Annotated in this window: 17 protein-coding genes; 9 read left to right on the forward strand and 8 right to left on the reverse strand. The window is 60.8% G+C overall.

Annotated elements, in window-relative coordinates:
- The first annotated feature begins 71 nt into the window (after nt 1-71).
- From ACRQ1B_RS22025 to lpxK, 4 genes are all read left to right on the forward strand, one after another.
- Entirely contained in the window at nt 72-314 is a 243-nt protein-coding gene (locus ACRQ1B_RS22025; protein WP_432296229.1) for a DUF4170 domain-containing protein, read from the forward strand.
- A gap of 163 nt (nt 315-477) precedes the next feature.
- Nucleotides 478-1,794, forward strand: a complete 1,317-nt coding sequence (gene waaA, locus ACRQ1B_RS22030; protein ID WP_432296231.1) for a lipid IV(A) 3-deoxy-D-manno-octulosonic acid transferase — start codon at nt 478-480, stop codon at nt 1,792-1,794.
- Complete coding sequence (locus ACRQ1B_RS22035) at nt 1,794-2,507, forward strand: HAD family hydrolase (RefSeq protein ID WP_432296233.1); 714 nt, start codon at nt 1,794-1,796, stop codon at nt 2,505-2,507. Before waaA ends, ACRQ1B_RS22035 begins: the two co-directional genes overlap by 1 nt.
- A 62-nt stretch (nt 2,508-2,569) precedes the next feature.
- Nucleotides 2,570-3,601 carry a tetraacyldisaccharide 4'-kinase gene (lpxK, locus tag ACRQ1B_RS22040; RefSeq protein ID WP_432296234.1) on the forward strand — a complete coding sequence of 344 codons (1,032 nt, stop codon included), beginning with the start codon at nt 2,570-2,572 and terminating at the stop codon, nt 3,599-3,601.
- Between the two features lie 14 nt (nt 3,602-3,615).
- On the opposite strand, the gene ACRQ1B_RS22045 is transcribed toward lpxK, so the two are convergent.
- Nucleotides 3,616-3,849: a DUF2093 domain-containing protein gene (locus tag ACRQ1B_RS22045; RefSeq protein ID WP_432296236.1), complete on the reverse strand. Its 234-nt coding sequence runs from the start codon at nt 3,847-3,849 to the stop codon at nt 3,616-3,618.
- A gap of 199 nt (nt 3,850-4,048) precedes the next feature.
- A complete protein-coding gene (locus ACRQ1B_RS22050) occupies nt 4,049-4,303 on the reverse strand; it encodes a hypothetical protein (protein WP_432296237.1) in 255 nt (84 codons plus the stop codon).
- Here ACRQ1B_RS22050 and ACRQ1B_RS22055 point away from each other — a divergent pair.
- Nucleotides 4,289-4,921 carry an ATPase gene (locus tag ACRQ1B_RS22055; protein WP_432296239.1) on the forward strand — a complete coding sequence of 211 codons (633 nt, stop codon included), beginning with the start codon at nt 4,289-4,291 and terminating at the stop codon, nt 4,919-4,921. The genes ACRQ1B_RS22050 and ACRQ1B_RS22055 overlap by 15 nt on opposite strands.
- A gap of 19 nt (nt 4,922-4,940) precedes the next feature.
- Here ACRQ1B_RS22055 and mutL read toward each other — a convergent pair whose 3' ends face one another.
- Nucleotides 4,941-6,860 carry a DNA mismatch repair endonuclease MutL gene (gene mutL, locus ACRQ1B_RS22060; RefSeq protein ID WP_432296241.1) on the reverse strand — a complete coding sequence of 640 codons (1,920 nt, stop codon included), beginning with the start codon at nt 6,858-6,860 and terminating at the stop codon, nt 4,941-4,943.
- 292 nt (nt 6,861-7,152) lie between these two features.
- On the opposite strand from mutL, the gene ACRQ1B_RS22065 reads away from it, so the two are divergent.
- From ACRQ1B_RS22065 to ACRQ1B_RS22080, 4 genes are all read left to right on the forward strand, one after another.
- Nucleotides 7,153-8,841: a response regulator gene (locus ACRQ1B_RS22065; protein WP_432296242.1), complete on the forward strand. Its 1,689-nt coding sequence runs from the start codon at nt 7,153-7,155 to the stop codon at nt 8,839-8,841.
- A gap of 84 nt (nt 8,842-8,925) precedes the next feature.
- Nucleotides 8,926-10,287, forward strand: coding sequence for a putative bifunctional diguanylate cyclase/phosphodiesterase (locus tag ACRQ1B_RS22070; protein ID WP_432296244.1), 1,362 nt, complete (start codon nt 8,926-8,928; stop codon nt 10,285-10,287).
- A gap of 82 nt (nt 10,288-10,369) precedes the next feature.
- Entirely contained in the window at nt 10,370-10,945 is a 576-nt protein-coding gene (locus ACRQ1B_RS22075; protein ID WP_432296245.1) for a hypothetical protein, read from the forward strand.
- A gap of 180 nt (nt 10,946-11,125) precedes the next feature.
- Nucleotides 11,126-13,183 carry an oxidoreductase gene (locus ACRQ1B_RS22080; protein WP_432296246.1) on the forward strand — a complete coding sequence of 686 codons (2,058 nt, stop codon included), beginning with the start codon at nt 11,126-11,128 and terminating at the stop codon, nt 13,181-13,183.
- A gap of 313 nt (nt 13,184-13,496) precedes the next feature.
- On the opposite strand, the gene ACRQ1B_RS22085 is transcribed toward ACRQ1B_RS22080, so the two are convergent.
- The 5 genes from ACRQ1B_RS22085 to ACRQ1B_RS22105 form a co-directional block, all read right to left on the reverse strand.
- Nucleotides 13,497-14,111 (reverse strand): PRC-barrel domain-containing protein, encoded by a 615-nt coding sequence (locus tag ACRQ1B_RS22085; RefSeq protein WP_432296247.1) that lies wholly within the window; start codon nt 14,109-14,111, stop codon nt 13,497-13,499.
- Nucleotides 14,112-14,303: 192 nt separating this feature from the next.
- Nucleotides 14,304-15,194, reverse strand: a complete 891-nt coding sequence (locus ACRQ1B_RS22090) for an SMP-30/gluconolactonase/LRE family protein (protein WP_432296248.1) — start codon at nt 15,192-15,194, stop codon at nt 14,304-14,306.
- Nucleotides 15,195-15,197: 3 nt separating this feature from the next.
- Nucleotides 15,198-15,842 (reverse strand): 2-dehydro-3-deoxy-6-phosphogalactonate aldolase, encoded by a 645-nt coding sequence (locus tag ACRQ1B_RS22095; protein ID WP_432296249.1) that lies wholly within the window; start codon nt 15,840-15,842, stop codon nt 15,198-15,200.
- A gap of 10 nt (nt 15,843-15,852) precedes the next feature.
- Nucleotides 15,853-16,788 (reverse strand): 2-dehydro-3-deoxygalactonokinase, encoded by a 936-nt coding sequence (locus ACRQ1B_RS22100; RefSeq protein ID WP_432296250.1) that lies wholly within the window; start codon nt 16,786-16,788, stop codon nt 15,853-15,855.
- Nucleotides 16,785-17,555, reverse strand: a complete 771-nt coding sequence (locus tag ACRQ1B_RS22105) for an SDR family NAD(P)-dependent oxidoreductase (RefSeq protein WP_432296251.1) — start codon at nt 17,553-17,555, stop codon at nt 16,785-16,787. Before ACRQ1B_RS22105 ends, ACRQ1B_RS22100 begins: the two co-directional genes overlap by 4 nt.
- Between the last annotated feature and the right edge of the window lie 112 nt (nt 17,556-17,667).

Genomic DNA, 17,667 nt, shown 5'->3' on the forward strand with positions numbered 1-17,667 from the left:
TTGGGGGGGAATCCCTCAATGACAGCCAAATAAGGCAGGCCTGTTGCCCCACACGTCCTTGAGAGATTGACATGACCGGAACCACCGAAAAGAAACAGCTTCTGCACCTCGTTTTCGGAGGTGAACTGTCCGACCTGACCGACGTGCAGTTCCGCGATCTGTCGGAACTCGATATCGTCGGCATCTTCCCGGATTATGCCTCTGCCCTCACGGCCTGGAAGTCCAAGGCGCAGCAGACCGTCGATAATGCGCATATGCGTTATTTCATCGTGCATATGCACCGCCTGCTCGATCCGAAGGCAACGGGTCTCTAAAGGTTGCCGTTGTCGCGGGAACCGGGCCTTGTGGTTATCGGTTCGCATACGGCAGCTACCCCTTTTTTTGACGTATTTGTGAAGCAGAACGCGGACGCTATAAGCAATATATGCTAGGGGTAGGGCTATTGACATCGATGGTGAAGGATCAGGGGATGATGCGATGAGCAAAGGCTTGGCGCGCGTTGCTTTGACCGGATACCGCGTTGTTGGTATTCTTGCATATCCATTTACCGGCGGTTATCTCGCCTACCGCACTGTCAAGGGCAAGGAAGACCGCCAGCGCCGTCTGGAACGTTTCGGTTATGCCAGCCAGCCGCGTCCGTTCGGCCCGCTTGTGTGGGTTCATGCCGCAAGTGTGGGCGAAACGCTCGCCGTCATTCCGCTGATCCGCGAATTCGGCCGGCGCGGCATCCATGTTCTGCTCACCACCGGCACCGTTACATCAGCAGCGCTCGTTGAAAACCGCCTCGGCAACGAGGTCATCCATCAATATGTGCCGCTCGACGTCAAGTTCGCCGTCAAGCGTTTCGTCAATTACTGGCGTCCGGATGTGGCCATTACCGCTGAATCCGAAATCTGGCCGACCACGATCGCCGAACTCAATCGTCGTCACATCCCGCAGATCCGCGTCAATGCCCGCATTTCCGATCGCTCCTTCGATCGCTGGAAGGGCTTTGGCGGCATTGCCGAGCAGCTGTTCGGCAAGATGGCGCTTGTTGTTGCCCGTTCGGATGTCGATGCGGAACGGTTCCGCGATCTCGGCGCCTGGCCGGTCACGGTTTCCGGCAATCTGAAGGGCGATACCGATCCGCCGCCGGCCGATCCGGCTGTCGTTGATGCCTATCTGGCGCAGATCGGCAATCGCAAGACCTGGGCCGCCATCTGCACCTTCGCCGGCGAGGAAACGGCCGCCGCCACCGTTCACCGGGCGCTCAAGCCGCGCAACAACCAGCTGACCATCATCGTGCCGCGCCATCCCGAGCGTGGCGATGAGATTGAAGCCATGCTTGTCGAGCAGGGGCTGAAGGTCGCCCGCCGCTCGCGCAATGACGTCGTCACGCCGGATACCGATATTTTTCTCGGCGACAGCATCGGCGAGATGGGCATGTATCTGCGCCTCACAGAAGTCTCCTTCGTCGGCCGCTCATTGACGGCCGAAGGCGGCCAGAACCCGATCGAGTCAGCCATGCTGGGCTGCGCGGTTCTCTCCGGCAGCAATGTCCAGAATTTCCGGGAAACCTATCAGCAGCTCATCCGCAAGGGTGGTGCGCGCATGATCCGCGATACCGAAATGCTGGCCAAGGCCGTGCATTACCTTTTGACCAACGATATTGCCCGCCGCAACATGATTGATGCCGGCCAGGAAGCTATTCAGGACATGCGCGGGGCGCTGTCGGCCACCGTCAAGGCGCTGGAGCCCTATATCAACCCGCTGGCGGTTTCCGCGGCGCTGCATCCCAAAACCGCAGCCCAATAATGGTCGATCCCGATTTTTCAGCGATCAAGGCCATCCTGTTCGACAAGGACGGCACGCTTCTGCGTTATGATGAGAGCTGGGGGCCGGTCAACCGCGAGGCGGCCCGCATCGCTGCCAATGGCAATGCCGCACTCGAAGCCCGCCTGCTTGATGTCGGTGGCATGGATGATGTGTCCGGCCACACCCGCGCCGACAGCCTGTTTGCGGCCGGCAGCGCCGCCGATATCGCCCGTGGCCTCGTTGCCGCCGGCTCGCCGCTCGATGCGGAAGACCTGACGCAAAAACTCGACGCGCTTTTCCTGCGCGCCGCCGATTATTCCGTGCCGGCCGCCGATCTTGCCGGTTATTTCGGTCGGCTGAAGGCACGAGGTTTGAAGCTCGGCGTCGCCTCGAGCGACAACGAGGCCGCCATTCGCGCCACGGCCGAGCGTTTCGATTTCGCAAGGCATCTCGATTTTGTCACCGGTTATGACACGGGCCACGGCGTCAAGCCCGAGCCGGGCATGCTGCTTGCCTTCGCCCGTTCGGTCGGCGTGCAGCCGAGTGAGGTCGCCATGGTCGGCGACAACAAACATGATATGCATGTCGGCATTTCTGCAGGCGCGGGCCTCAAGATCGCGGTGCTGACCGGCACCGGCACGGCGGAAACCTTGTCGCCGCTCGCCGATCTTGTGCTTGCGGATATTACCCTGATTGAAGGTCTTTTGCCGTAATACCTTGCCTTTTCGGCTGTTCTGCCGTTTTTAGCCGCAGATAGACAAGAGCAGAGACGAAAATGGTTTCCGAAGCGCCGCCCTTCTGGTGGACAAAGGCCGACTGGCGCGCCTGGGGGCTGTCCCCGATTTCCTTCCTTTACGGCCGCATTGCCGGTAGCCGCATGCGCAAGGCGAAACGCGGCCACGTTCCCATTCCGGTCATCTGCATCGGCAATTTCACTGTTGGCGGCGCCGGAAAGACCCCGACCGCCATCGCCATTGCCCGCGCGGCCATCGCCCGTGGCCTGAAACCCGGTTTCCTCAGCCGTGGATATGGCGGCTCGCTCGATGTGGTGACGGTCGTTGATCCGCATCATCACCGCGCCGATGCGGTCGGCGACGAGGCACTGCTTCTGGCCCGCGAGGCGATGACGGTGATTTCCCGCCGCCGTGTGGATGGCGCGAAAAGGCTGGTCTCGGAAGGCGCCGACCTGATCATCATGGATGACGGTTTCCAGAGTGCGCGGCTGGAGCTGGATTTCGCGCTTGTCGTCATCGACAGCAATCGCGGCATCGGCAACGGCCATCTCGTGCCCGGAGGCCCGGTGCGTGCGCCGATCTCCGAACAGATGCATCAACTGTCCGCCATCCTCAAGGTCGGCAATGGGCCGGCCGCCGATGCGCTGGTCCGGCAGGCGGCACGCGCCGGCAAGCAGATCCACGTCGCCTCGGTGGTGCCGCGTCCCGATCCGTCATTGGTCAACCGGCATGTGTTCGCCTATGTCGGCATTGCCGATCCGGAAAAATTCTACCGCACACTGACAAGCCTCGGTGCCGCCATCGTCGAGCGTCGCGCCTTCCCGGATCATCATTATTTTACCGAGGACGAGATCGACGATCTTCTGAAAGATGCGGCGAAACAGGATCTGCTGCCGGTCACCACCTCCAAGGATGCGGTGCGGCTGGCCGGTCATCCCGGCAAGGCGCAGGAACTGGCGGAAAAGACCACGGTGGTGGAGATCGACATGGTGTTCGACGATCCACATGCGCCGGATCACATCATCGATGCGGCGATTGCCAATTGCCGCCAGCGTCTGCTGAAGGCGAAATAAGAAAGATCAGAAGATCAGGCGCGTTTCTGGTTGGGCAGAATGCCGGCACGTTTGTCGGCTTCCAGCGAGGCCGCGCAATCGGCATAGGGTTCCTGCCGCGCCACGCTCCAGTAACGCAACTCGTCGAGCGGGATATTGGCGCCGGTCATGGCGCAGATCACGAAGGAACCGGAGGTGACGATCTGGTAGTCGCCGTCGAGATAGCGAAGTTTTGCCTCGCGGAAGCTCGCGCCTTCAAAACGGTTCATCCTGGGTCTCCTGCCGAAAATCTTTGATCCGAAAATCATGTGTGGTGATTACCGCGAAGGTGAGGGGATGGGAAGGGGAGTGTTGATGCCATCGTCGCAGGTCGTGGAAATGGACCATTTTTTCGCAGCATCGAACCTCGCCGTAAACAAGCTGGACTGGTATAGATGACGAGGGATACCCAAGTTGATCAATGGCAGTTCATTGCCGGAGGCTCACATGTTGCTCGATCAATTCCGAAAGAACAGGGACGCGATCAGGGAAATCGGACGAGACGCTGTCGAAAAAGGTCGGCAGATCGGCTTGGATCCGTCCTGGGCTGATGACAAGCGACAACATGGCCATGCTGAGCAGGTTATGCGTGGCACTGACGACAACAAAAATTCCGGTCATGATCTGCAATCGGGCAATGTTCGCGCCAAACGGAAAATCTAGTGCGCCATGCGAAAGCCCCAATGCACCATCTTCGCGGGGCCAAACGGGTCGGGTAAATCCGCCATCTACGACAAGATGCAAAATGATGTTCCTGGTGTGTTCATCAATGCCGACCAGATCGCCTTAAATCTCAGATCCCATGACGTGGCGACCCTCGATACTTCCAGCTATCGGGTCAAGGCTGGCCGTATGGCTATCGAACAGGTCAATCGGCATATTACGGCAAGGCGCGATTTTGCATTCGAAACGACATTGAGCAGCCAGCATTCGCTTCGTGTCATGCGGCGTGCCCGGCAAGCCGGTTTTGCTGTGGGCCTGATTTATGTGATCCTTGATACCTGGCAACGCAATCTTGATCGAGTGCACTTCCGGGTGAGGACAGGCGGCCACCACATTCCAGATACCGATGTTGTCAGGAGATATGAAAATTCCCTGCAAAATTTGCCGGTGGCACTGAAACTTGCCGATGAAGCCGTCATCATCGACAATTCCGCGATGGAGCCGATCTACCTCTTCGAAATAGGAAGCGAGCTGATCATTCGGGAATATGACAGCGACATCGAACTGCATCGACGCCTGCTGCAAATTGTCGAAAGCGCAGGCATGAATCCGCGGGATGGTGAAGCCGGCACGCGCTGACCTTCGCTTTCAAGCCAGTTCAACTGCGCCCGAACAACCTTTCGATATCCGTCAGCTTCAGTTCAATATAGGTCGGGCGGCCATGGTTGCACTGGCCCGATCCCGGTGTCGCTTCCATTTCCCGCAACAGCGCATTCATCTCCTCCGGCTTCAGCCTTCTGCCCGAGCGCACCGAGCCATGGCAGGCCATGGTCGCCGCCACATGTTCCAGCCGGCCCTTCAGCCCACCCGCCGTGTTCCATTCCGCCACCTCGTCGGCAAGGTCGCGGATCAGGTCGGAGGCATCGACCTCGCCCAGCATGGCCGGCGTTTCGCGCACGGCGATCGCACCGGGGCCGAATCGCTCAATGGCAAGCCCCAGCCGGTCGAGCGCATCGGCATGCACCATCAGCCGGTCGCAATCCTCCTCCTGCAGGTCGATGATCTCGGGAATCAACAGAACCTGCGAGGGCAGGCGGTCGGCATCCAGCGCCTTGCGCATTGCCTCGAAGACCAGCCGTTCATGTGCCGCGTGCTGGTCGACGATGACGAGGCCATTTTCCGTCTGTGCGACGATATAATTTTCATGCAACTGCGCCCGCGCCGCACCAAGGCGATGCCGCACCGGTTCATCCGCCACTACGGCCGCATCAAACCGTTCGGCCCGCGCGCTCGGCATGGTCATCGTCTCGAAACCGGTCTGCCTTTCGGCAAACCCTGTCTGCTGGAACGGCCGTGACGGCGAGGTGGCAGCATTCCAGGGCTGACTGGGCGCGGAGGCATGCCGCGAGGCTGACCAGCCGCCGCCGAAACCACTGCCGGAGCCACTCATGCCAGAGGTGCCCATAGCGGAGCCACCATGGCCGGCGGAACCGCCGTCCGTTTGCCCCGTAAAACCTTGCGGCTGATAGCCACCCGGCGTTTCCGGCCGGAATGCTCTGAGCAATCCGCTTGCCCCTGTCGTTGCCGCCCGGTCACCTTCCCTTGCCAAGGCCTGCCTTATCGCCCCGACGATCAGCCCGCGCACAAGGCCCGGATCGCGAAAGCGCACGTCGGACTTGGCCGGATGCACATTGACATCCACCAGCGCCGGGTCGAGCCCGATGGAGAGCACCGCGATCGGATAACGCCCGGACGGAATGGTTTCGGCATAGGCGCCACGGATGGCGGATAAAAGCAGCTTGTCCTGCACCGGGCGGCCGTTGACGAACATGTATTGGTGGCCGGAATTGCCGCGGTTGAAGGTCGGCACGCCGGCAAAACCGGTCAGCGTCACATCTTCGCGCGCCGCATCGATCTCGATCGCATTGTCCTTGAACTCTGCGCCCAAAATCTGCGCCATGCGGGCCAGATGATCGTCCCCGGTGGCCGGCAGTTCCAGCGTTGAGCGGTCGGGACCGGAGAGTACAAACCGCACCTTGGGGAAGGCAATCGCCATGCGTTTGACCACTTCGGTGATCGCGCCGGCCTCGGCCTTTTCGGTTTTGAGAAACTTCAGGCGGGCAGGGGTGGCGAAAAAGATGTCGCGCACCTCGACCACCGTGCCGGCATTGGCCGCTGCCGGTTTGACGGCGGATGTCTTGCCGCCGACAACGCTGACCTCATACCCTTCCGACGCCCCCTGCTGGCGGCTGGTAATCGTCAGCCGTGCCACCGAACCGATCGACGGCAGCGCCTCGCCGCGAAAACCGAGCGTGCGGATATCGTCGAGATGAACGTCGATCTTGGAGGTGCAGTGACGGCGCACGGCCAGTTCCAGATCGGCCGCATTCATGCCGGACCCGTTGTCGGTGATGCGCATCAGGCTCTTGCCGCCACCGGCGGTGGCGATCTCGATGCGGGTGGCGCCGGCGTCGATGGCGTTTTCGATCAGCTCCTTGGCGGCACTGGCGGGACGTTCGATCACCTCGCCGGCGGCGATCTGGTTGATCAGCGTTTCTGAAAGAAGTTTGACTGGCATGGCGCCATTTTCCCGGATTCGCTGGTGGCTGCATAGGGGCAAGCAGACCGCGCTGGCCTGATTGCGACGATTAATTCGACTTTAAGACAAAAGCGCTACATCTGCGGCGGGTAATCAAACCTGCCGATCTCTTCCCCATGGCCTGTTGAGCCATCGGGTGCCAAGCCGGAAACGCCGATCACCGATCGTCTAAGATCGTGATTGCCGGGCGTCAAGACAAGGTGTGAGACGATCGACAGGTTCCGCGGTCCGGTTTTCGCCGGGTCGCCATGTGGGGTGCAGGAGTCGTTTGATGAATGATTTGACGTCCGAGGACGCAAACATTCAATCCGCCATGTTGGATGTCGTTTCCGAAGCCATTTCGGGGGCGTTCCTGGTGTATGACCGCGACGACCTGATCGTTTTCGCCAGCCCGCAACTGCGCAATTTTTTCCCCTCCATCATGCCGGCACCGCGCAGCCGCATGCGCGATTTTTTCGGCCTGATCCACGACGCCGGCAGGCTTTCCGGCCGCGACGGGCTGGCAAGGCCGCACCGGTCGCCACTGCGCCGCGACGACTGGGTCGCCGAGCAGATCGCCGCGCTGTGGAAGGAGCGATCCGAAACGCTGGAACGCTTCGGGCCGGAACGCTGGATTTCCTATACCAAACGCCGCCTGTCTTCCGGTTATGGCGTCTGCATCATCCGCGACGTTTCGGAAACCAAGAAACGCGAGGACCAGTGGCGCGCCGATATGGAACGCGTGCAGGTCACCGAGGATATTCTCGACAATCTGCCGGTGCCGATTCTTGTCAAGGACCGCAATTTCCAGTTCGTCGCCGTCAACAAGGCGGCCTGCGATCTTTACGGCCTGCCGGCCGCCGCCATTCTCGGCCGCCGCCTGTCGGATCTGCACAAATCCGATCTCGTTGAACGGCTGGACGATACCGCCCGCCAGGTGATGGAAACCGGCATAGCCATCGTCACGCCGGAACAGATGATCCGCGCCGATGGCCGCGAGGCATCGATCGTCACCAGCCGTTACCGCATAGGCAAGCCGGGCCGGTATTTTGTCGTGGCTGTCATTCAGGATATTTCGGCGCTGGCCGAAGCGGAGTTTTCGCCGCCGCCGACAGAAGCCGCACCCAGCCTCGATTTCTCCGAAGCGGGTGTGATTTCATCCTATGCCAGCGGCCGTCGTTCGCCGCCGGCCGTTGTGCACCTCCCCGACAATGCCAAGATCCTGGTCGCGACCGGCAATGACGAACTGGCCGCTTTCGCGCTGGCGAGCCTGCTCGAGGCGGGTGTCGATTGTTCGCAGGTGGCGAACCCGGCGGAGCTGGACATCTTTCTTGATATCGCCGCCGAGGCCAAGGTCGGCATCGATCTCGTGCTGGTCGACAGCGCCATGGACATCCGCTGCATCGAGACCGCCGGCCGGTATGATATCGACGTTCTGGCGCTCGAACCTTTCCAGATCCGCGGCGACATGATCGGTGCCATCGAGCGCCATCTCGGCGAAAAACAGGCGGCGCGCGACATCGAACTGCAGCAAGAGCCGCTGCCGGAAGCCGGTGACTGGCAGATTTCCGACAAACCGCAGATCGATGTTCTGGTGGCCGAGGACAATGCCGTCAACCAGATCGTCTTTTCGCAGATCCTCGAAGGGCTTGGCCATCGTTACGCGATTGCCGTCGATGGCGAGGAGGCGGTGCGTATCTGGCAGGAACAGCGTCCACGCGCTGTATTGATGGATATCACGCTGCCGAAACTGAACGGTCTGGACGCCACCCGCCGCATCCGTGAGCTGGAAGGCGAAACCGGTGACACCGCCATTATCGGCGTATTGCAACCGGCATTCGAAAACGATCGTGAACAGTGCCAGCAGGCCGGCATGGATGCCGTCATCATCAAGCCGGTCAGCAGCGATGCCGTCGAAACCGTTTTCAGGGCGTTCGGTCTGGGTTGCGACCAGGAAAAGTCGAAGATCCTGTCTCTTTGATCACGTGTGCAATCGCACGCTGAAGTTTTCTTAATCTTTTCGTTTCATCCTCGTGTCTGCCTAAAGGTGATACGGGATCATGAAATGAAATTGGCAGGCGCCCAGTTGCCTCAGGTCAGCCAGAATGAACTGCAGGCCATGGCCTATAGCGATCCGCTGACGGGGCTTGGTAACCGCTACCGGCTGCGCGACAAGGTGCGCATGCTGGCGGCTGAACGTGCCGACGATCCCGCCCCCTTTGCCATCTGCATTGCCAATCTTGACGGTTTCAAACCGATCAACGATCTGTTCGGTGCCGAGGCGGGCGACGAGATCCTCTGTCAGGTCGGCCATCGCCTGAAAGCCTGTATTCCCGATGGCGCCACCGTCACCCGCCATGACGGCGACGAATTCGCTTTCGTTTTCCCGCTTGTGTTCGAAAAGAATGGTGCCGAGCGCATCGGCCAGATGATCAAGGATGTGCTGTCAGCCCCTTACGATCTCGGCGACCGCAATGTGCGCCTGTCCTCCTCCTTCGGTTTTGCCGTTTATCCCTTTGCCGGCGAGGAGTTCGAGGACCTTTTGAAAAGCGCCGAAACCGCGCTTTACCGCTCCAAACGTCGCGGCCGTGGCCAGATCACTGTCTATTCCCAGGAAATCGCCCAGGAGATGAAGCGCGCAACGCAGCTGGAACAGGCGCTGCGCAATGCCATCATCGCCGATGCGGTGGATGTCCATTTCCAGCCGATCGTACGCCTGCGCGATGGTGCTGTCCTCGGTTTCGAGGCGCTCGCCCGCTGGATCGATCCCGATCTCGGTTTCGTCTCTCCGGCCGCCTTCGTGCCGCTCGCAGAAGAGCGCGGTTTCATCGATGCGCTGTCGGAAACGCTGCTGCGCAAGGCGGCGGAAGCGGCCCTGTCATGGCCGCGCGAACTGTTTCTCTCCTTCAATCTGTCCTCGGCGCAGCTGATGGACCCCGGCACGGCGCAGACCATGCTGCAGACCCTTGCCCGCGTCGGTCTCGATCCCAACCGCGTCGAACTGGAAATCACCGAGACGGCGGTGATGACCTCGGCCGATACCGCACATCGCATCATCACCGAGCTTAGACAGGCCGGCGTGCGCATCTCGCTCGACGATTTCGGCACCGGCCAGTCCAGCCTCGGCCGCCTTCGCGATTTCACCTTCGACAAGGTCAAGATCGATCGCGCCTTCGTGTCGCGCATCACCACCGATCGCGCCTCCGAACACATCATCAAGGCGATCGTCGCCATGTGTGATGGGTTGGATCTGCAGGTTGTGGCGGAAGGCATCGAGGAACTGACCGAGGCGGAAAAACTGAAAGGCCTCGGCTGCGGCATGGGGCAGGGTTATTATTACGGCAAACCGGCCGACAGCATGGCGACGCTCAGATATCTCGAAGCGCATTACCGCGAATTCGCCCGCATCGAACGCATCACCGCCTGATACGGTCCAAGGGCAATCATATGGGGGCAATGTCCAATAATGTTTTCCTTCGGTGCGCCCAAAATTTCAGTGAAGCCACCGAATGACTAAGCCGTCTGAAATAGGGTTCGAGAGCGTTCGCGAGATTGGCGAATGGAGCAGTCTTCTTGAGGATGGCTCCGAGGAAGGTCGTCTTCTGCCTATTGCTTACGATTACACGAACTCCCTTAGATGGATGAAAACGCATCGTGGATGCTGGCATGGCCTGACCGTTGGAGGTCTCTGCGGCGTTTTCCTCTTTCGCATCGAACCCTATAATCAAATCCCGGAGTATCATTGGATCGTGGTGGGTCAGAAATGGCCTTATCCCAAATGGAACGATCAGAAAGTGGATACAAGCGCGGTTGCCAATGCAACATATGCCGGTTTGCCGCACGCCTATCTCTGGACAGGAATGCCGCCGGAATTTCCTGGGGCGGATTGTTCTCCCAATCCGGTGACGGCACTGGAATCCTATGTCGAGGTCATGCAGGATTGGATAGATGCGGTCAGGGCTGACGGCGATTTGGCGGAAGTTTTCCCGGTCGATGTTCCCGCGAACCGCAGTGCTGTTGACTATGCAGAGGATGTGGAGAGGTTGTTGCTTCGCATTCAGCGTGAACTGATCGACGGCCGATAACTGCCGGTATCGATCATCTGACGGATAACAATCGGCGTGCAATCGTCCAGCGATGATCAACGTTTTGCCCTTCCATCACAATCTGACGCTGTGAGAACAGTGCGCGCCGCTGGTGACGCTCGCCATATCCACGCCTGTCCGTGATTATCCCTTGATCCGTGACGGTGAGGGGAGAATGGCATGGCCTTGTCCAAATTCGTGTCCAACGATCCGCTGCTTCAACCCTTTCAGCTGAAACATCTGACCCTCCGGAACCGGGTCATGTCCACCGCCCATGAGCCGGCCTATTCCGAAGGCGGCATGCCGACCGATCGGTATCGGCTTTATCACCGCGAAAAGGCCAAGGGCGGCATCGCGCTCACCATGACCGCCGGTTCCGCCATCGTCTCGCGCGACAGCCCGCCCGCCTTCGGCAATCTGCATGCCTATCGCGACGAGATCGTGCCGTGGATGAAGAAACTCGCCGACGACTGTCATGAGTTCGGCACCGCCGTGATGATCCAACTCACCCACCTCGGCCGCCGCACCAACTGGAACAAGGGCGACTGGCTGCCGGTGCTCGCCCCGTCACCTATCCGCGAACCGGCGCATCGATCCTTCCCGAAGGAGATCGAAGACTGGGATATTGCCCGTATCGTCTCCGACTATGCCGATGCGGCACAACGCATGCAGGCAGCGGGTCTCGATGGCATCGAACTGGAAGCCTATGGCCACCTCACCGACCATTTCTGGTCTCCGGCCACCAACAGGCGGGAGGACGAATATGGCGGCTCATTGGAAAACCGGCTGCGCTTTACGCACCTGATCATCGATGCGGTGCGCAAGGTGGTCGGCCCGGATTTCATCGTCGGCATCCGCATGGTGGCCGATGAGGACTGGGACAAGGGTCTTTCCAAGGAAGAAGGTTTGGCAATCGCCCGATGTCTTGTGGACACGGGAAAGATCGATTTCCTCAATCTCATCCGTGGACATTTGGAACACGATGCGGCGCTGAACGAGGTCATTCCCATTCAGGGCATGCCGGCCTCGCCGCATCTGGATTTTGCCGGCGAGGTGCGGGCCGCCACAAAATTCCCCGTCTTTCACGCCGCCCGCATCGCCGATGTCGCCACCGCCCGCCATGCCATTGCCGAGGGAAAACTCGACATGGTCGGCATGACCCGCGCCCATATCGCCGATCCGCATATCGTCGCCAAGGTGATGGCGGGAGAGGAAAGCCGCATCCGCCCCTGTGTCGGCGCCACCTACTGTCTCGATCGGATTTATGAGGGTGGCGAGGCGCTCTGTATCCACAATGCCGCCACCGGTCGCGAGGCAATCATGCCGCACCGGATCGACAAGGCGGCGAAGCAGCGAAAGGCCGTGGTCATCGGCGCCGGTCCGGCCGGGCTGGAGGCGGCCCGCGTTCTCGCCGAACGTGGCCATGCCGTCACCGTGCTGGAGGCGACGGGAGAGGCGGGTGGTCAGGTCAATCTGTTGACCCGCAACCCGCGCCGTCGCGAAATGGTCGGCATCATCGACTGGCGGCTTGCCGAATTGGAGCGGCTGGGCGTGACCATCGCTTACGATACCTATGCCGAGGCCGAGGATGTGTTGGCGCTCGGGGCCGATCTTATCATTGTCGCAACCGGCGGCATGGCGCAGTTCCCGGAGATCGAGGCGGGCGAAGAGCTTTTGACCTCCAGCTGGGACATTCTCGCCGGTGCCGTCAAACCGGCCGAAACCGTGCTTCTGTTCGATGACAATGGCGGCCATCAGGGCATGAGTGCTGCGGAAGTGATTGCTCGTGCCGGTTCGGAGCTGGAAGTGGTGTCGCCCGAACGGTTTTTTGCGCCGGAAATGGGCGGCATGAACCATGTGCCTTATGCTCGTATCTTTGCAGAAAAGAACGTGCGGGTGACGATCAACACCCGGCTTCATGCGGTGCGGCGCGACGGCAATGTGCTGGTGGCGGTGCTGTCGTCGGATTTTGCGCCCGCTGTTCGGGTGGAGCGGCGCGTGGCGCAGGTGGTCGCCGAACACGGCACCATGGCCAATGACGAACTTTACCGGGCGCTGAAACCGCTGTCGCGCAATCTCGGCGCGGTCGATTATCCGGCGCTGATCGAACGGCGCGCACCATTACCTCAGACCGTGCCGGAGGCGGGGTTCGACCTGATCCGTATCGGTGACGCTGTGTCGAGCCGCAATATTCATGCAGCAATCTACGATGCGTTGCGGATGTGCTCGTTGCTGTGAGGGGCGTGGCTCGTGTCGCCATGCGTCGTCCGCTGTCAGGGTGGATGCAGGAAAACCTCTCCAGCGTCATCCCGGCCTTGAGCCGGGATCCAGCCAGCCCAAGTCCTTGGGCTGAAAGGAGTCCCTCGCCGCGCAGACGCGCGTCGGCTGGATTCCTGTGACGAGCACAGGAATGACGGAGACAGGGTGCCCACGTTTTCAAATCGCCACGCTCGAACATGGATGGAGTGGGAAGCCGAAAAAAGGGCGATGCCGAAGCAACGCCCTTTGAATTGGACCTATGACGGGTCCCTCGGTCCAGCCGATCAAGCCATTACGGCTTGGCGGGCGTTGCCGGGGTAGTGGCGTCATCGGCCGGAGCTGCGCCCGGAGCCGCCGGGGTTGCCGGAGCCGTCGTCGACGACGTGGTCGTCGCATCCGTGCCCGACTGTGCTGCGCTCTGCTGTTCGGCCAGCGTCATGAATTTCGGGGCCGATTGAAGCGCTTCGGCTGTTTCGGTCGTGGTCAGGCGTACGCTGTTTTCCTCACGCGTCACCGTCAGCTTGTCCATCGGAATGGCGACATTCTTTTCGCCGATGCCGAGGAAGCCGCCGACACCAACCACGGCTGCGACAACACCGCCGTTTTCTTCCAGGATCAGGTCGTTCACATCGCCGATGCTCTTGTCTTCGGCGTTATAAATTGACTTGCCCATGTAATCGCTGGCGGCGACCTGGGTGGCAGCCTGTTCAGTCAGATAGGTGCCGGAAGCGGCACCCGCATCAGCCGAAGTGCCGGAAGGCATTGCCGGCTTTGCCATCGTGTCGGCCGGTGCCGACTGTTCGGCGGGAGCTGCCGGTGCCGGTGCCGTGGTCTGGGCGAATGCCGGAGCAATCGCGGTGGATGCCATCAGGGCTGCGGCTGCCATCGTGCTTAGGATCTTGCTCATATCAAACCTGCCTTTCTCTCTTGGGTGGCGAGGCGCATCTGATGAAATCGCCTTGCCGGATCGACAGGAGAATGGCCGGAGAGCAGGATTGGTTCCGATTTTAATGACTAAAAAATAGGCGAAAAATTGCGGAACAATTCATCACTCCGCAAGTTCGGTACCTTCGATCGTATCTACTTTAAGTAGAGGTCTCTAAAGTAGATAATCCGGCTCGAAACGGCCTTTGACGCTGATGCCGAGGTCGACGAGATTGCCTGCCTTCAGGTCTGTCCTGCGCGCATTTTCGTCCATGCCCTGCCATGCGGATGTGGTCAGCAGACGGTCGGCATTCTGACCGAAAAAGGCCGGGCAGCTCGGCTGTTTGACCGGCACCTCGTAGCGGGCAAGCAGGGTGCCATCCGGCGCATAGCTGTCCACAACGCCCGAACCCCACCGCGCATTCCAGATCTTTCCTTCGGCATCGCAGACCGCGCCATCCATGCCGCCGGGCTTGCCATTGTTGTCTATCAGCACGGAAGGCTCGCCGGTCGGCAGGCCGGTTGCGGCATCGAGTGCCACCTGCATCAGCCGGTTGACCTTCGTATCGACGAAATAACCGGTCGCGCCATCCGGCGAAAAGCAGATGGCATTGGTGATGCTGATCCTGTCGAACAGCTTTGTCACCTTGCCCCTGGCGACATGGTAGATCGCGCCTGCGCCGTCTTCCGCCTTGCGGCCCATCGTGCCGATCCACAACGCGCCGGATTGATGGACGCGGCCGTCATTGGAACGGTTGCCCGGTTTGTCGGCCTCCAGATCCACATAATGCGCAAACTCGCCGCTCACCGTATCGCGAATGAACAGGCCCTTGTCGGAGGCGATCAACTGTCGTCCGGCATCGATACGGGCGAGAACGCTGCCCATGAAGGGCAGGAGGTGAACGCGGGTCTCGCCGCTGGCCGTGTCCAGCTCATGCAGTTCCTGGCCGACGATGTTGAACCACCAGGCTTTTCCCGTATGAGGATCGAAGGTCGGCCCTTCGCCAAGCTCGCTGGTGGCGGAGGAAAGCACCGAACCCTTGAAAGGGATGTTTTGCGCCGTCATGCCTCAGCCTCCCTTTTTCGCCGCGATGGCCGCATCGTAGGCGGTGATGGTCAGGCGGGCGCGTTCGCCCACCTCTTCCGCCGTCATGCCCGGCTTGTAGAGGCTGGAACCGAGGCCGAAGGCCAGAATGCCGGCATCGACATATTCGCCGAAATTGGCGTCGGATACGCCGCCCACGGCCGCGATCACCAGTTCCGGCGGCAGCACCGCGCGGATGGCGTTGATGCCGGACGGACCGAGAACGCTTGCGGGGAAAAATTTCAGCCCCGTGGCACCGGCGCGGGCTGCGGCCAGCGCTTCCGTCGCGGTGAAGACGCCGGGCAGGGTCACCATGCCCTTGGCGGCTGCGGTTTCGATCACGGCCGGCTCCACATTCGGGCTCACCATCAGCCTGCCACCCGCCGCTTCAAGCGAATTCACCTGCTCTACTGTCAGCACGGTTCCGGCGCCGATCAGCACATCTGCCGGTGCAATTTTCGCTGCCATCTCGATGGAGCGGAACGGATCAGGGGAATTGAGCGGGATTTCGATGGCGGTAAAACCGGTCTCGATCAGCGTGCCGACAACGGCCACCGCTTCGGTCGGTTTCAGGCCGCGCAGGATTGCCACCAGCGGGCGCTGCATGTGCGGGAAGGGAATACGGGTCATGGTCATGTCCTTAACTGTTGCCGCCAAAAACGGTTCTCGCCGCCTGTGAAAGGCCGCGGCGCACCGCCTCGTCGGCATCGATCGTGTTGTAGGGAAGGTTCAGCGCATCGAAGGCTGCCTCGTAAAGGTTTAGCAGGCGGCCGGAAGCGATCAGCCGGATCGGTGCGTCGAGCGTCTTGCGCTGCCAGCCATCCGCCATGCCGCCGGCGATTTCCGCGCCGATCAGTGTGCCGGAGAGGCGGGCCGCTGCACCGGTCGCATCCAGCCCGTCCAGCAACTGGCCGGAACGCACGGTAAAGACCAGATTGGTGGCGCGCGCCGGGTGGTCGAATGCCGTTTTGATCGCCGCCAGAAACACCGGGTGGCTGCCGTCGAAATCTCCGGCATCCTTCACCGCGTGGCTCAGGATCGAGTTTTTCGAGATCACGTCAAAAAGTTCGCCGGTCATGAAACTGGCAAAGCCGGTGACGGTCTCGCCACTCAACCGCACCCATTTCGAATGCGTGCCGGGCATGCAGAAAAGCTGCTCACTGGTCACGCTTTCATCGCGGGCACCCAGCAACTGGGTTTCCTCGCCGCGCATCACATCCGGTGCGCCACCGCGCTGGGCGATGCCGGGAAGGATGCGGATATCGCGCTTCTGATCGGGCACGATGGCCGCCGCCGTCAGCACGTCCGGCAGGGCGGCCGGCACATCGACATATCCTGCTTCCACCCAGCCCTGCCGCGCACCGGCCATGCCGCAGATGATCACCGGCAGATTTTCGGGCGCGACAAGAGCGTCGAGATGGCCTTCCAGGATATCGGAAAAGCCGGTTTTTGCAGCCGTGGTCATGCCTTCGCCGCTGCGGCGTTCGCCAAGTATATTGCCCTCGGCATCGATCAGCCACAGGCGAAAACTGCTGGTGCCCCAGTCCACTGCGGCATAAGCGGGAGATGTCGTCACAAAATTCCTCCGTCAACAATAATCCACTGGGCGGTCATGGCAGCCGATGCCGATGACGCCAGAAACAGGGTTGGTCCCGCCAGATCGTCGGCCACCAGCATGCGCTTCAGGCACTGCCGCTCGATCATTGCGGCAATCGACTGGTCCGTCAGCCACAGCCGCTTCTGTCTTTCCGTCACGATCATGCCGGGCAGGATGGCGTTGACGCGGATATTGTCAGGCCCCAGCTTTCCGGCAAGGCTTTTGGTCAGACCCAGAATGCCGGCCTTGGCGGTCGCATAGGCGGGCAGTTCACCCATGTTGAGCATGAAGGCGATCGACGAAAAGTTGACGATCGCGCCGCCGCCCTGCTGGCGCAGATAAGGCACTGCCGCCTGAGACACGAAGAAGACCGGCTTCAGGTTCACCGCCAGGCTGTCATCCCAGTCGGCATCGCTGACCGTATCCAGATCCTGCCGGTCGTCGCGCGCGGCATTGTTGATCAGCACATCCAGCCGCCCGAGCAGGTTTGCCGCCTCGTTCACCGCAGTCTGCGCCGCTGCCACGTCAGACAGATCGGCCTCAATGAAATTCACCGGATGCTGCGACGTCGCCGACAGTTTCTCCGCCAGCGCCCGGCTTTCCGCCACGGCAATGTCGATGAAGGCCACGCGAGAACCCTGCGCGGCAAAGGCCGAAGTCAGTGCCGCACCGATGCCGGTGCCTCCGCCGGTGATCAGCACGCCGCGGCCGGCAAGATCGGGGTGATGGGCGGACACTGCCGGCACTGTCTCCTCCACAGAGCACATCGATATGATTGTTCCGATATATGGAACAGTGTTTGATTATTTGGAATAACTTCGCTATGCAGGGAAAATTGTCAAGGCGGCAAGGGGCGAC

Origin of the sequence: Endobacterium panacihumi, assembly GCF_050847465.1 — a bacterium.
Lineage (GTDB): Bacteria > Pseudomonadota > Alphaproteobacteria > Rhizobiales > Rhizobiaceae > Neorhizobium > Neorhizobium panacihumi.

What these genes read in the sequence shown, in the direction of transcription:
- mutL (WP_432296241.1), bottom strand. Translation starts at nt 6,860, where the DNA reads ATGCCAGTCAAACTTCTTTCAGAAACGCTGATCAACCAGATCGCCGCC.
- ACRQ1B_RS22075 (WP_432296245.1), top strand. Translation starts at nt 10,370, where the DNA reads ATGACTAAGCCGTCTGAAATAGGGTTCGAGAGCGTTCGCGAGATTGGC.
- lpxK (WP_432296234.1), top strand. Translation starts at nt 2,570, where the DNA reads ATGGTTTCCGAAGCGCCGCCCTTCTGGTGGACAAAGGCCGACTGGCGC.
- ACRQ1B_RS22045 (WP_432296236.1), bottom strand. Translation starts at nt 3,849, where the DNA reads ATGAACCGTTTTGAAGGCGCGAGCTTCCGCGAGGCAAAACTTCGCTAT.
- ACRQ1B_RS22085 (WP_432296247.1), bottom strand. Translation starts at nt 14,111, where the DNA reads ATGAGCAAGATCCTAAGCACGATGGCAGCCGCAGCCCTGATGGCATCC.
- ACRQ1B_RS22090 (WP_432296248.1), bottom strand. Translation starts at nt 15,194, where the DNA reads ATGACGGCGCAAAACATCCCTTTCAAGGGTTCGGTGCTTTCCTCCGCC.
- ACRQ1B_RS22025 (WP_432296229.1), top strand. Translation starts at nt 72, where the DNA reads ATGACCGGAACCACCGAAAAGAAACAGCTTCTGCACCTCGTTTTCGGA.
- ACRQ1B_RS22080 (WP_432296246.1), top strand. Translation starts at nt 11,126, where the DNA reads ATGGCCTTGTCCAAATTCGTGTCCAACGATCCGCTGCTTCAACCCTTT.
- ACRQ1B_RS22095 (WP_432296249.1), bottom strand. Translation starts at nt 15,842, where the DNA reads ATGACCCGTATTCCCTTCCCGCACATGCAGCGCCCGCTGGTGGCAATC.
- ACRQ1B_RS22055 (WP_432296239.1), top strand. Translation starts at nt 4,289, where the DNA reads ATGCGAAAGCCCCAATGCACCATCTTCGCGGGGCCAAACGGGTCGGGT.
- waaA (WP_432296231.1), top strand. Translation starts at nt 478, where the DNA reads ATGAGCAAAGGCTTGGCGCGCGTTGCTTTGACCGGATACCGCGTTGTT.
- ACRQ1B_RS22070 (WP_432296244.1), top strand. Translation starts at nt 8,926, where the DNA reads ATGAAATTGGCAGGCGCCCAGTTGCCTCAGGTCAGCCAGAATGAACTG.
- ACRQ1B_RS22035 (WP_432296233.1), top strand. Translation starts at nt 1,794, where the DNA reads ATGGTCGATCCCGATTTTTCAGCGATCAAGGCCATCCTGTTCGACAAG.
- ACRQ1B_RS22065 (WP_432296242.1), top strand. Translation starts at nt 7,153, where the DNA reads ATGAATGATTTGACGTCCGAGGACGCAAACATTCAATCCGCCATGTTG.